The organism is Streptomyces sp. PL-29, assembly GCF_058344425.1.
The window spans coordinates 4,084,126-4,097,726 of the sequence record NZ_CP136996.1 but is presented as its reverse complement, the minus strand read 5'-3'; the positions used below and the strand labels follow the sequence as shown (position 1 = coordinate 4,097,726).

Annotated in this window: 9 protein-coding genes; 3 read left to right on the top strand and 6 right to left on the bottom strand. The window is 71.4% G+C overall.

The features are described from left to right. Nucleotides 1-99: 99 nt before the first annotated feature. Together R4Z63_RS18830 and R4Z63_RS18825 are read right to left on the bottom strand one after the other, a co-directional pair. The gene (locus R4Z63_RS18830) at nt 100-1,314 is read right to left on the bottom strand and encodes a LolA family protein (protein ID WP_384446389.1); all 1,215 of its coding nucleotides are present in this window, start codon (nt 1,312-1,314) and stop codon (nt 100-102) included. 239 nt (nt 1,315-1,553) lie between these two features. Continuing rightward, complete coding sequence (locus tag R4Z63_RS18825) at nt 1,554-2,564, bottom strand: polyprenyl synthetase family protein (protein WP_037918855.1); 1,011 nt, start codon at nt 2,562-2,564, stop codon at nt 1,554-1,556. A 231-nt stretch (nt 2,565-2,795) separates the two neighbouring features. Between R4Z63_RS18825 and R4Z63_RS18820 the strand changes: the two genes are divergently transcribed. Then, nucleotides 2,796-4,802, top strand: a complete 2,007-nt coding sequence (locus R4Z63_RS18820) for a CocE/NonD family hydrolase (protein ID WP_384446387.1) — start codon at nt 2,796-2,798, stop codon at nt 4,800-4,802. 18 nt (nt 4,803-4,820) lie between these two features. Here the strand turns inward: R4Z63_RS18820 and R4Z63_RS18815 are convergent, their stop codons facing one another. After that, on the bottom strand, nt 4,821-5,639 hold the full coding sequence (locus tag R4Z63_RS18815; RefSeq protein WP_037918852.1) for an HAD family hydrolase: 819 nt from the start codon (nt 5,637-5,639) through the stop codon (nt 4,821-4,823). A 390-nt stretch (nt 5,640-6,029) separates the two neighbouring features. Between R4Z63_RS18815 and fahA the strand changes: the two genes are divergently transcribed. Both fahA and R4Z63_RS18805 read left to right on the top strand, forming a co-directional pair. After that, complete coding sequence (gene fahA, locus R4Z63_RS18810) at nt 6,030-7,253, top strand: fumarylacetoacetase (protein WP_037918851.1); 1,224 nt, start codon at nt 6,030-6,032, stop codon at nt 7,251-7,253. Nucleotides 7,254-7,420: 167 nt separating this feature from the next. Continuing rightward, nucleotides 7,421-8,032 (top strand): hypothetical protein, encoded by a 612-nt coding sequence (locus R4Z63_RS18805; RefSeq protein ID WP_037918850.1) that lies wholly within the window; start codon nt 7,421-7,423, stop codon nt 8,030-8,032. A 395-nt stretch (nt 8,033-8,427) separates the two neighbouring features. On the opposite strand, the gene nuoN is transcribed toward R4Z63_RS18805, so the two are convergent. Genes nuoN through nuoL form a run of 3 tightly spaced genes read right to left on the bottom strand, consistent with a single transcriptional unit; the run spans nt 8,428 to nt 13,593 of the window. Next, nucleotides 8,428-10,074 carry an NADH-quinone oxidoreductase subunit NuoN gene (gene nuoN, locus R4Z63_RS18800; RefSeq protein ID WP_384446402.1) on the bottom strand — a complete coding sequence of 549 codons (1,647 nt, stop codon included), beginning with the start codon at nt 10,072-10,074 and terminating at the stop codon, nt 8,428-8,430. 5 nt (nt 10,075-10,079) lie between these two features. After that, a complete protein-coding gene (locus R4Z63_RS18795) occupies nt 10,080-11,696 on the bottom strand; it encodes an NADH-quinone oxidoreductase subunit M (protein ID WP_384446384.1) in 1,617 nt (538 codons plus the stop codon). Between the two features lies 1 nt (nt 11,697). Continuing rightward, on the bottom strand, nt 11,698-13,593 hold the full coding sequence (gene nuoL, locus R4Z63_RS18790; RefSeq protein ID WP_384446382.1) for an NADH-quinone oxidoreductase subunit L: 1,896 nt from the start codon (nt 13,591-13,593) through the stop codon (nt 11,698-11,700). Between the last annotated feature and the right edge of the window lie 8 nt (nt 13,594-13,601).

The following is a 13,601-nucleotide window of genomic DNA, read 5'->3' as shown; positions in this document are numbered from 1 at the left end:
AACACCGTACAGCGGAGGCGCTGTACGGGCAGCACCAACGACGCAAGGGTGGGCAGGGACACAGTCCCTGCCCACCCTCGGCCGCACCTCCCGGGACGGCTACTTGTCGGCGTCGGCCGCCTTCACCAGCGCGTCCTTGGTGACGGCGCCGGCGTAGACCTTGCCGTTGTCGGTGACCAGGACGTTGAACAGGCGGGTCGACATGACCCGGCCCTCACCGAAGCCGCCGCTGACCTTGTCCCCGAGGGAGTCGAGGAACTGCCGGGCCTCCTTCGGGGCGTTCTTGTCGTTCTCCAGGTCCTTCAGGCTCCTGCCCGAACCCGAATCAATCCGTGCGATGGTGGCCCAGCCCTCGCCGAGCACCTTCACGTCGCCCTGGCCGGCCGGACCGCCGACCAGTCCGTCCAGGCCCGGGAAGGACTCCAGCGCCTTGAACGCGCCGTCCTTGTCACCCTTGCCGTGTCCGTCCACGCCCTCGGTCACCTTGGCACCCTTGGGCGGGGTGAAGGAGAAGGTGTCGGCGGACGGCTTGGCGAAGTCCACCTTGGTGAAGCCGGCGTCCACGATCGGCTTACCGCCCTGGGACGAGAGCAGCTGCACGCGCAGCGGCACGCCGTTCCTGGCGTCCACCGCGATCTGCACCGATCCGACGGTCGAGCCGGCCTGCTTGGGCTTGAGCACCAGCTGGTAGGCGTCCCGCCCGGCCACCTGGGCGGTCTCGCCGACGCTCACGTCCGTGGTGGGACCGGCGGCCGCGAGGATCTCCTCGGCCAGCTTCTGCGGGGAGGCGTTGAGCCGGTCGCCGGTCTTGTGCTCCTTGCCCGTCCCCTTGCCGGCCGTCTTGTCCGACGGGGATGCCTTCTCGTGGAAGACCTCGTTGGACTTGGAGTCGTAGCCCCACACGTCGTCGCCGTTGTGGATGAGGCTGTACTCGTCCTTGCCGTCCAGGAAGGTGAGCTTCTGGCGGTCCTCGCCGTCGGCCGCGACCCGCAGGGTGTGCGTGCCGCTCGCCAGCTGCGCGACCTTGTCCCCCGGGTCGGCGGAGCCGCCCGTGACCCCGCCGCCGCCCAACAGGCCGGACGCGATCTTCGGCAGGCCCAGGTCGGTGCTGATCCTCGCCGTACCCGACAGCTGCTCCACCTGCGAGGCGGCGACCTTCTCGATCAGCTGCTGCGCCGTGACCTCGGGCAGGTCGGGCCCGCCGGCGTTGGCGAAGGCCGGGACCATCGCCACGGTCGCCGCGGCGACACCCGCCACCGCGACCGGTACGGCGTACCGGGCGGCCTTGCGAGAAGTCTTCGTGTTCGCTGCCATGTCAGTGCCCTGCCCTCTGTGTCGACGGCGGCGATCCGCATGTCGCCGCGCTCACCCGATCTGGTGGGGTTGATGACTCCATCTGACCAAATCGGCGACGTCGGGGCGTCAGTCCCCGGAAGCAACCGTACGTACGACCGTGGGATGACACGGAACGGGCCCTCTTCCCCCGACCCGTAGGGGTCGGCGGGCGGAGGGCCCGTGCGGTGCCGTCGGACGCGACCGCCCGCCGTGGGCGGTCAGCCGGCGCGGTGCACCACCGCGTCGCACAGCTCCTCCAGAGCCGCCTTCGCGAAGCACTCGGGCAGCGGCGCGAGCGTGGCCCGTGCCTCCTGCGCGTAGCGGACCGTGTCGCGGCGGGCCTGCTCCAGGGCCGGGTGCGCCCGCAGTCGGGTGAGCGCCTCGGCGTGGCGGGCGTCGTCGGTCAGGTCGCCGTCGAGCAGTTCGACGAGCTCCAGGTCCTCCGGCCGGCCGTCCCGCGCGGCCATCTCGCGCAGCCGGAGCACGGGCAGCGTCGGGATGCCCTCGCGCAGGTCGGTGCCCGGGGTCTTGCCGGACTCGTGGGTGTCGGAGGCGATGTCGAGGACGTCGTCGGCGAGCTGGAAGGCGGTGCCGAGGCGCTCCCCGTACTGGGTCAGGATGTCGACGACCGACTCGTCGGCGCCGGACATCAGTGCGCCGAAGCGGCCGGAGACCGCGATCAGCGAGCCGGTCTTGCCTGCGATGACGTCGAGGTAGTGGGCGACGGGGTCACGGCCGTCCCGCGGGCCGGCCGTCTCCAGGATCTGGCCCGTCACGAGCCGCTCGAAGGCCTCGGCCTGGATGCGCACGGCCTCCGGCCCGAGGTCGGCCAGGATGTGCGATGCACGTGCGAAGAGGAAGTCACCCGTGAGGACGGCCACCGAGTTGCCCCAGCGGGCGTTGGCGCTCGCCACACCGCGGCGCACGTCCGCCTCGTCCATGACGTCGTCGTGGTAGAGCGTCGCCAGGTGGGTGAGCTCGACGACCACGGCGGACGGCACGACGCCGGGCGCGTAGGGGTCGCCGAAACGGGACGCCAGCATGACGAGCAGCGGCCGGAACCGCTTGCCTCCGGCCCGGACGAGGTGCTGTGCGGCCTCGGTGATGAAGGGGACTTCGCTCTTGGTGGCTTCCAGCAGACCCGCCTCGACGGCGGCCAGTCCGGCCTGGACATCGGTCTCAAGAGCCTGGTCCCGCACGCTCAGTCCGAACGGCCCGACGACGGTCACGAGGGGTACTCCTGTCTGCTGACGATCACGCTGACGATCACATGGATTGTCGATGTGTCGCTGCCATCACTCAAGCCAGCGTATCGGGTCTGTTTTCGATCACCGAGAGGGCCTTCCCGGCCACCCTCCCCACACTGCCCGATGCGCACCGGTATGTTCTGGAGGAGCCGGAACAACCGGAGAGTGCGTTTTGCCCAGAACTGCGGCCGAGGCGAATGGTGGCAGAACCCGATGATCATCCGCACCGAGTTCCCGTACGGAACCACCCACGAGGATGTCCGGATCCCGCTCCCGGACGGGGTGGAGCTGTACGCCCGGATCTGGCGCCCGGCGACCGGCGAACCCGTCCCGGCCCTGCTGGAGTATCTCCCCCACCGGCTCACCGACCGGACCGCGCCGCGCGACTGGCAGCGCCACCCGTGGTACGCGGGGCACGGCTACGCCTCCGTACGCGTGGACGTGCGCGGGCACGGGTGCAGCGGCGGCCTGCCCGGCGACGCGTGCGACGCCCGTGAGCTCGCGGACGGGGTCGCGGTGGTGGAGTGGCTGGCGGCCCAGGAATGGTGCACGGGTTCGGTGGGGATGTTCGGGGTCTCCTGGGGCGGGCTGAACTCCCTCCAGCTGGCCGCTCTCGCCCCCGAGGCCCTGAAGGCCGTCGTCACCGTCTGCGCGACCGACGACCGCTTCGACAACGACGCGCACTACATGGGCGGCTCGGTGCTCGCCGTGGACATGCACGCGCGGGCGGCGGCCCTGCTGGCCCTCTCCTCGCGGCCGCCGGACCCGCAGTACGCCGGCGACGGCTGGCGCGGGCAGTGGCTGGAGCGGTTGGAGGCGGTGGAACCGCTGATCCACACCTGGCTCTCGCACCAGACCCGCGACGCCTACTGGCGCCACGGCAGCGTCCGCGAGGACTACGGCGCGATCGACGCGGCCGTGCTCGCGGTCGGCGGCTGGCACGACCCCTACCGGGACACCGTGCTGCGGCTGGTCCAGCACCTGCCGTCGGCGCGCGTACGCGGCCTGATCGGACCCTGGCCGCACCAGTACCCGGACCGCGGGCGGGCGCCGGGACCGGCCATCGGCTTCCTCCAGGAGACCCTGCGCTGGTGGGACCACTGGCTGAAGGGGGCCGACAACGGCGTGATGGACGAACCGCTGCTGCGTGCCTGGATCAGCGAAGCGCACCCGCCCGCGACCGTGTACGAGGAGCTGCCGGGACGCTGGGTCGGCGAGGGGTCCTGGCCCTCGGCGGGGGTGGTCCCCGTGCCGTACGTGTTCCGGGGCGCACCGGTGACCGTGGCCTCCCCGCAGCACACCGGGCTGGACGCGGGGCGCTTCCGGCCCCGCGGCAACGACGCCGACCTTCCGCCGGACCAGCGCGAGGAGGACGCGAAATCGGCCTGCTTCGAGTTCCCGGTGGGCGGCGGCGAGCCGGTGGAGATCCTGGGCCGGCCGTCGGTGACCCTGCGACTGCGGCTCGACGTGCCGTACGGGCAGGTGGTGGCCCGGCTGTGCGACGTCGCCCCGGACGGCTCCTCGACGCTGGTCACACGGGGCGCGCTGAACCTGTCCGCCCGCCAGGGCCGGGACCGGGCCGTCCCCTGGCCGGTGGGGTCGTACGAGGACGTGACCTTCGAGCTGAACGGCATCGGCCACGCCTTCCCGCCGGGGCACCGGATCCGCCTCGCGGTGTCCTCCGCGTACTGGCCGTGGATCTGGCCGCGGGCCGGGTCGGAGGCCGGCTGGACCCTGGACCCGGCGGGCAGTTCGGTGACCCTGCCGGTCCGGGCGGCCTCCCCGGCCGGGGACGAAGGGATCGTCTTCGAGCTCCCGGAACAGGCGGAGCCGCTCGGCGTCTCCTTCCCGGCCACCCTGGACGAGCCGCGCCCGGAGCGGCTCGTCGTACGGGACGTGGCGCGCGGGACCTGGCGGCTGGAAGTGGATCCGCGCTGCGGGGGCACCCGGGTCCACCCGGACGGCCTGGAGTACGGCGAGGACGCCACTGACGTGTACGAAATCCAGGACGGGGACCCGCTGTCGGCCCGGACCCGCTCGCAGTGGCGGATCCGGCTCCACCGGCCGGAACGGGGCTGGGACGCGCGGGTGGAGACCACCTCGGAGATCCGCTGCGACGAGGGCGGCTTCGTGACGTCGGACGAACTGGTCTGCCGGGAGGGCGAGGAGGTGGTCTTCCACCGCTCGTGGGAACGCCGCCTTCCGCGCGCGGCGGGCTGACCGGGTCCCCGGTGGCGGTTAGCCGAACAGCCGCTCCAGGACCACCGCGATGCCGTCGGCCTCGTTGGACAGGGTCAGCTCGTCGGCCACCGCGACCAGTTCCGGGTGGGAGTTGGCCATGGCCACCCCCCAGGCCGCCCATGCGAACATCGGGACGTCGTTCGGCATGTCGCCGAAGGCGATCGTCCGGGTGGCGCAGATGCCCAGGACGTCGGCCGCCCGGGCCAGGCCATGGGCCTTGTCGATGCCCGGCGGCTGGAGTTCCACCGTGTGCTCGCCCGCCATCGTGACGTTCACCAGGTCCCCGACCACCGAGCGGGCCACCCGCGTCAGCTCGTCGTCGTCCAGTTCCGGGTGCTGGAGCAGCACCTTGTTGATCGGTGCCGACCACAGGTCGGAACGCCGGGCCACCCGGACCGTCGGCAGGTGCGGGTGCCACATCCGGTAGCCCGGGCCCATCAGCATCTCCGCGTCCAGGCCCTCCTGGTTGACCGCCGCGTAGACCTCGCCGATCTCCGCCTCGATCTTGCCGAGGGCCACCTCCGCCAGCTCGCGGTCCATGGAAACGGCGTGCAGCAGTCGACCGCGCGCCGCGTCGTACACCTGCGCCCCCTGGGCGCACACCGCGAGCCCCGTGTAATCCAGTCCGTCGAAGACGTGTCGCACCTGGGGGACGGGGCGACCGGTGACGATGATGTGCCGGGCGCCGGCGGCACGGGCCGCCGCGAGCGCCCCGCGGGAACGGGCCGAGACGCCGTCGCCGGCACGCAGCAGGGTCCCGTCCAGGTCAGTGGCGATCAAGGCATAGGGGAGGGCCGGAAGAGGCGCGGAAGTCACGGCGCCAAGGATACGGACCCCTGTGGACAAGTCCTACAAATAGGGCGCGAAACCGGCCTCCCACGCGCCCCCTCGGCCACGTGACGCACTGCGGAGTCGACGATCCGGTTCTGAGCACGACAGGTCGCCGCCACCGCCCGGCACCTTCCCGCTTCGACGCGCGGCGCCGGAACCCTTGTCCAGGCGCCCGACCTTACGGCCTGAACCCGGCAACTCGCACTCGAAGATCAGATAGGACCATCATTGGCAATATCTGCCCATTCCAGCCTTCCCCTGTGTGTTTCATATCCGACTGGGGGCCCGAGCTTTCCCACGGGATCCTGGGTAGCGTGTGCCGCACGGTGTTTCCCGGGACACCCCCGGACCGCGTCGAAAGCGAGGCAGTACCCCATGCCCCAGCAGAGCCCCCTCGATGTCCCCGAGGGCGACCCGTTCGGGCCGCACAACCTCCCCTACGGCGTCTTCTCGACCGCCGGCGAAGACCGCCGGCGGATCGGCGTGCGCATCGGCGGGCACGTGCTGGACGCGGGGGCGGCAGCGATCGCGCTCGGCTCCCCGTACGCCGGGCTGCTCGGCGCGCCCTCCCTCAACCCGCTGCTGGCCGCCGGGCGCACCGCCTGGCGCGACGTGCGGCGCGCCCTGACCGCCTGGGTCACCGACCCCGGCCACCGCCCCACCGTCGAGCCCCACCTGCTGCCCCTGGACGGGGTCACGCTGCACCTGCCGTACGAGGTCGCCGACTACGTCGACTTCTACGCCAGCGAGCACCACGCCACCAACGTCGGCATGATGTTCCGCCCCGACGGCGACGCGCTGACGCCCAACTGGAAGCACCTGCCCATCGGTTACCACGGCCGCTCCGGCACCGTCGTGGTCTCCGGGACCGACGTCGTGCGGCCCTCCGGGCAGCGCAAGGCGCCCGCCGACCCGGCCCCCGTCTTCGGCCCGTCCGTCAAGCTCGACATCGAGGCCGAGGTCGGGTTCGTCGTCGGCACGCCGTCCGCGCAGGGCAGCCCGGTCCCGCTGGGCGCGTTCGAGGACCACGTCTTCGGTCTCTTCCTGCTCAACGACTGGTCGGCGCGGGACATCCAGGCCTGGGAGTACGTACCGCTCGGCCCCTTCCTCGGCAAGTCCTTCGCCACCTCCGTCTCCGCCTGGGTCACCCCGCTGGAGGCGCTCGACGCCGCCCGCGTCGCCCCGCCCGCCCGGGACTTCCCGCTCCTGCCCTACCTGGACGACGCCGCGGTCGACCGCCCCGGCGGCTTCGACCTGCGCATCACCGTCGCCCTCAACGGCCAGGAGGTGGCGCAGCCGCCGTTCGCGACGATGTACTGGACCGCCGCCCAGCAGCTCGCGCACATGACCGTCAACGGCGCCTCCCTGCGCACCGGTGACGTCTTCGGCTCGGGCACGGTCAGCGGCCCCGAGGTCGGCCAGCGCGGCTCGCTGCTGGAGCTCACCTGGAACGGCCGCGACGCCATCGAGCTCGCCGACGGCAAGCGCACCTTCCTGGAGGACGGCGACACCGTCACCCTCACCGCCTGGGCCCCCGGCCCGGACGGCACGCGCGTCGGCCTCGGCGAGGTCACCGGCCGCATCGTGGGCGCCGCGTAGCGCCCCTCCGCGCCCCCAGCGCCCCCCAGCGCCCCCCGCGCCTCCGAACGGCCAGCCCCCCGTTCGGAGGCGCGCCGCGTGCGGCGGGCGGGGCGGGCCGGGATGGTGGACGGACGACCGGAAGCGGGAACCCGTACCCCGTACCCCCACCGCGAGGAGCCGCCGCCATGACCGTACTCAGCCCGAGGACCCTCGTCACCTGCGCGGCCGCCGTGGCCCTCGGCCTGACCGCCGTGGCCCCGGCCCACGGGGTCGAGGGGCCCGCGCCCGACCCGCGCGACGCGAAGGCCATGCGGGACTTGGCGACGGCGATCGCGGCGACGGCCAAGTACGCGGACGAGCGGGAGGCCATCAAGGACGGGTACGTCCCGCACGGCGAGGAGTGCATGACGAACCCCTTCGGGGTGGGCGCCATGAACTACCACTACGTCAAGCAGGCCAACTGGGGTTCTAAGGACCCCGCGAGGCCCACCGCGCTGCTCTACAGCCGGGAGAAGGACCGAAACGGCCGCCGCAAGCTGGAGACGGTGGAATGGATGGCCACCGACCGGGACCAGGACCTGAAGACCGACGACGACCGGCCGAGCATGTTCGGCCTGCCCTTCGACGGCCCCATGCCGGGCCACTGGGCCGGCATGCCCAAGCACTACGACCTGCACCTGTGGGCGTACAAGGAGAACCCGGCCGGCCGCTTCCACAACTGGAACCCGGCCCTGACCTGCCCGAAGAAGGCCCCCACCCCGGGCAAGCCGGCGGCCGCCCACGCGCACGGACACTAGGCTCGTCAAGCGCCCCCGGCATATGACTCACTCGTGAGTGCGGCCCTGCCTGAGAACTCCGGCGATACGGCGAACGCGCCCGCGAGACTCTGCCCCGTGGGAGCACTGATGAGCGTCGAACCGGCAGCTCCGCAGCCTGAGCCGGAGCCGGGGCCCCGCCGGCCCGTCCCGCCCGCGGGTGGCAGCTGCGGTCGGCGGCCCCTGCCGACTTCGAGGTCTTCCGCGAGTTCACGATCAAGCCGTTGACGTGCGCCAGGGCCGGGATCGTCCACTTCTGGCGGGTCGAGAACGAGGACGGACGCGCCGTGGTCCACGTCTACGCGTTGGATCCCGCCACGGCCGAGGGCCCGGCTCCCCCGAAGGGGGGCCGGGCCCTGGGCGGTGCGGCGGTCCGGTCAGCGGACGAAGGTGCTCGCCTGCCCCGCCAGCTCCAGGAAGTACTGCGGCGCCAGGCCCAGGACCAGGGTGACGGCGACGCCCACCGCGATGGTCGTCATCGTCAGCGGCGAGGGGACGGCCACCGTCGGACCGTCGGCCTTCGGCTCGCTGAAGAACATCAGGACGATCACGCGGATGTAGAAGAAGGCGGCGATCGCGGACGACAGGACACCGATCACGACCAGCGGCCCCGCGCCGCCCTCCGCCGCCGCGCTGAACACGGCGAACTTCCCGGTGAAGCCCGACGTCAGCGGGATGCCGGCGAAGGCGAGCAGGAACACCGCGAAGACGGCCGCGGTCAGCGGCGAACGCCGGCCCAGACCGGCCCACTTGGACAGGTGCGTCGCCTCGCCGCCCGCGTCGCGCACCAGCGTGACCACGGCGAACGCGCCGATCGTCACGAAGGAGTAGGCAGCCAGGTAGAAGAGGACGGACTGGATGCCCTCCGCCGACGTCGCGATCACACCGGCCAGGATGAAGCCGGCGTGCGCGACGGAGGAGTACGCCAGCAGCCGCTTGACGTCGGTCTGGGTCACGGCGATCACCGCGCCCGCCAGCATCGTGACGATGGCCACCCCCCACATCACCGGACGCCAGTCCCAGCGCAGCCCCGGCAGGACCACGTACAGCAGCCGCAGCAGGGCGCCGAAGGCGGCCACCTTCGTCGCCGCCGCCATGAAGCCGGTGACCGGGGTGGGAGCGCCCTGGTAGACGTCCGGGGTCCACATGTGGAAGGGCACCGCGCCGACCTTGAAGAGCAGGCCCGTCAGGATCAGCGCACCGCCCATCAGCAGCAGCACGTCGTTGCCCATGGTGCCGGCCAGGGCCGGGTCGATCGTCGTGACCGTGCCGTCGACCACGTCGGCGATCACCGCGTACGACATGGAGCCGGCGTAGCCGTAGAGCAGGGCGATGCCGAAGAGGAGGAAGGCGGAGGCGAAGGCACCCAGCAGGAAGTACTTCACCGCGGCCTCCTGCGACATCAGCCGCTGGCGGCGGGCGACGGCGCAGAGCAGGTACAGCGGGAGGGAGAAGACCTCCAGGGCGATGAACAGCGTCAGCAGGTCGTTGGCCGCCGGGAAGATCAGCATTCCGGCGATCGCGAACAGGGCCAGCGGGAAGACCTCGGTGGTGGTGAAGCCCGCCTTGACCGCGGCCTTCTCGCTGTCGCTGCCGGGTACCGACGCCGCCTGCGCGGCGAAGGAGTCCACCCGGTTGCCGTGCGCGGCCGGGTCCAGGCGCCGCTCGGCGAAGGTGAAGACCGCGACGACCGAGGCCAGCAGGATGGTGCCCTGGAGGAAGAGCGCGGGACCGTCCACGGCGATGGCGCCCATCGCGGCGATGTGCGCCTTGGTCGAGCCGTACCCGCCGGCCGCGAGGCCGACCACCGCGGCGAAGGCCGAGGCCAGCGCGGCGAGGGTGAGGAAGACCTGCACGTAGTACCGGGACCTGCGGGGCACGAAGGCCTCCACGAGGATCCCGACGACCGCCGCGCCCACCACGATCAGCGTGGGAGCGAGCTGCGCGTACTCGATCGTCGGTGCCGGGATCCGGTCGGCCGGCGCGTCGGCCGCCAGTGTCCACAGGCTGTGGGCGGAAGTCAGTGCGCTCACTTCGCCTCCTCCCCGTTCTTGGCTTCGACGGCGACCTCGGGCTTCGGGTCCGTCTGCTTCACGTCCGACATGGTGTGCTCCACCGCCGGGTTGACGACGTCGGTGAGGACCTTCGGGTAGACGCCGAGCCCGATCAGCAGCGCAATCAGCGGGGCGACCACCAGCACTTCGCGCAGGCGCAGGTCCGGCATCGTGCGGACCTCCTCCTTCACGGGCCCGGTCATCGTGCGCTGGTAGAGCACCAGCGTGTAGAGCGCGGCCAGCACGATGCCGACGGTGGCGATGATCCCGACGACCGGGTAGCGGGCGTACGTGCCGACCAGGACGAGGAACTCGCTGACGAAGGGCGCGAGGCCGGGCAGCGAGAGGGTGGCCAGGCCGCCGATCAGGAAGGTCCCGGCGAGGACCGGGGCGACCTTCTGGACGCCGCCGTAGTCGGCGATGAGCCGCGAGCCGCGCCGCGAGATCAGGAAGCCGGCCACCAGCATGAGCGCCGCCGTCGACAGGCCGTGGTTGACCATGTAGAGGGTGGCGCCGGACTGGCCCTGGGAGGTCATCGCGAAGATGCCCAGGATGATGAAGCCGAAGTGCGAGATGGAGGCGTAGGCCACCAGCCGCTTGATGTCCCGCTGGCCGACGGCCACCAGCGCCCCGTAGACGATGCTGATCAGGGCCAGGACGAGGATCACCGGCGTGGCCCACTTGCTGGCGTCGGGGAAGAGTCCGAGACAGAAGCGGAGCATCGCGAAGGTGCCGACCTTGTCGACGACCGCGGTGATCAGCACGGCAACGGGGGCGGTGGCCTCGCCCATCGCGTTCGGCAGCCAGGTGTGCAGCGGCCACAGCGGGGCCTTCACCGCGAAGGCGAAGAAGAAGCCGAGGAACAGCAGCCGCTCGGTGTTGGTCGCCATGTCCAGGGTGCCCGCGGCGCGGGCGGCGGTGATCTCCTGGAGCGAGAAGTTCCCGGCGACCACGTACAGGCCGATGACGGCGGCCAGCATGATCAGGCCGCCGACCAGGTTGTAGAGGAGGAACTTGACCGCCGCGTAACTGCGTTGCGCGGCCGCGTTCTCCTCGCTGCCCGAGTGGGCCCGGTCCCCGAAGCCGCCGATGAGGAAGTACATCGGGATGAGCATGGCTTCGAAGAAGATGTAGAAGAGGAAGACGTCGGTGGCCTCGAAGGAGATGATCACCATCGCCTCGACCATCAGGATCAGGGCGAAGAAGCCCTGGGTCGGGCGCCAGCGCGAGGGCTTCCAGGTGGCGGAGCCGCTCACCGGCTCCGCCAGCGGGTCGGCGTCGTGCCAGCCGGCCGCGATCACGAAGGGGATCAGGAGCGCGGTGAGTCCGATGAGGACGACGCCGATCCCGTCCACGCCCAGCTCGTAGCGGACGCCGAAGTCGGCGATCCAGGGGCGGGATTCGGTGAGCTGGTAGCGGTCGCCACCGGGTTCGAAGCGGATGGCGATGAGCACGGCCAGGGCCAGTGTCGCCAGCGAGAAGAGCAGCGCGAGCCACTTGGCGGCGGTCCGGCGGGCGGCCGGGACGGCCGCCGTCAAGATCGCGCCGACCGCGGGCACCGCGGCCGTGGCCGTCAGAAGCGGGAAGTTCATGTCACACCGCCCTCATCAGCAGGGTCGCGGCGATGAGGATCGCCGTCCCCCCGAACATCGAGACCGCGTAGCTGCGGGCGTAGCCGTTCTGCAGCCTGCGCAGTCGGCCCGAGAGACCGCCGACCGAGGCGGCCGTCCCGTTGACCACCCCGTCGACCAGGCTGTGGTCGACGTACACGAGGGAGCGGGTCAGGTGCTCCCCGCCGCGCACCAGCACGACGTGGTTGAAGTCGTCCTGGTACAGGTCGCGGCGGGCCGCCCGGGTGAGGAGGGAGCCGCGCGGGGCGACGACCGGGACGGGCCGCTTGCCGTACATCGCCCACGCGATGCCGACGCCCGCGAGGAGCATCACCATGGTGGCCGCGGTGACCGTCGTGGCGCTGACCGGCGGGTTGCCGTGCGCGTAGCCGGTGACGGGCTCCAGCCACTTCAGGAAACGCTCGCCGATCTCGAAGAAGGCACCGGCGAAGACCGATCCGAAGGCGAGGATGACCATCGGGACGGTCATGGACTTCGGGGACTCGTGCGGGTGCGGCTCGTGGCCGTCGGCGGACGGCTGCCAGCGCTTCTCGCCGAAGAAGGTGAGGAGCATGACGCGGGTCATGTAGAAGGCGGTGATGCCGGCGCCCAGCAGGGTGACCCCGCCGAGGATCCAGCCCTCGGTGCCGCCCTTCGCGAACGCCGCCTCGATGATCATGTCCTTGGAGAAGAAGCCGGACAGGCCCGGGAAGCCGATGATCGCCAGGTAGCCGAGCCCGAAGGTGACGAAGGTGACCGGCATGTACTTCCTCAAGGCCCCGTACTTGCGCATGTCGACCTCGTCGTTCATCCCGTGCATCACGGAACCGGCGCCGAGGAAGAGGCCGGCCTTGAAGAAGCCGTGCGTCACCAGGTGCATGATCGCGAAGACGTAGCCGATCGGGCCGAGGCCCGCGGCGAGGATCATGTAGCCGATCTGCGACATCGTCGACCCCGCCAGGGCCTTCTTGATGTCGTCCTTCGCGCAACCGACGATCGCACCGAAGAGCAGCGTGACCGCTCCCACGACGGTGACCACCAACTGGGCGTCGGGGGCGGCGTTGAAGACCGCGGCGGAGCGGACGATCAAGTAGACGCCGGCGGTCACCATCGTGGCCGCGTGGATGAGGGCCGAGACCGGGGTCGGGCCCTCCATCGCGTCCCCGAGCCAGGACTGCAGCGGCACCTGAGCCGACTTGCCGCAGGCCGCGAGCAGCAGCATCAGGCCGATGGCGGTGAGCTTGCCCTCGGAGGCCTCCCCCACCGCGCTGAACACCGGCCCGAAGGCGAAGGTCCCGAAGGTGGTGAACATCAGCATGATCGCGATCGACAGGCCCATGTCGCCGACGCGGTTGACCAGGAACGCCTTCTTCGCGGCGGTGGCCGCGCTGGGCTTGTGCTGCCAGAAGCCGATCAGCAGGTACGAGGCGAGGCCCACGCCCTCCCAGCCGAAGTACAGCAGCAGGTAGTTGTCGGCGAGGACCAGCAGCAGCATGGCCGCGACGAACAGGTTCAGGTAGCCGAAGAAGCGGCGGCGGCGCTCGTCGTGCTCCATGTACCCGATCGAGTACACGTGAATGAGCGTGCCGACGCCCGAGATCAGCAGGACGAAGGTCATCGACAGCTGGTCCAGCTGGAAGGCCATGTCCGCCTGGAAGCCCTCGACGGGGATCCAGGTGTACAGCTTCTGGGTCAGCGTCCGGTCCTCGGCGCTGCGCCCCAGCATGTCGGCGAAGAGCGCGACGCCGATCCCGAAGGAGACGGCCGCGAGCAGGGTGCCGATCCAGTGGCCGGCCTTGTCGAGGCGCCGGCCGCCGCAGAGCAGCACCACCGCTCCGAGCAGCGGCGCCGCGATCAGCAGCGCAATCAGGTTCTCCACAGCGACCC

Excerpts from the sequence above, each read along its gene's own strand:
- R4Z63_RS18820 (WP_384446387.1), top strand. The coding sequence starts at position 2,796 with ATGATCATCCGCACCGAGTTCCCGTACGGAACCACCCACGAGGATGTC.
- fahA (WP_037918851.1), top strand. The coding sequence starts at position 6,030 with ATGCCCCAGCAGAGCCCCCTCGATGTCCCCGAGGGCGACCCGTTCGGG.
- R4Z63_RS18795 (WP_384446384.1), bottom strand. The coding sequence starts at position 11,696 with ATGAACTTCCCGCTTCTGACGGCCACGGCCGCGGTGCCCGCGGTCGGC.
- R4Z63_RS18830 (WP_384446389.1), bottom strand. The coding sequence starts at position 1,314 with ATGGCAGCGAACACGAAGACTTCTCGCAAGGCCGCCCGGTACGCCGTA.
- R4Z63_RS18805 (WP_037918850.1), top strand. The coding sequence starts at position 7,421 with ATGACCGTACTCAGCCCGAGGACCCTCGTCACCTGCGCGGCCGCCGTG.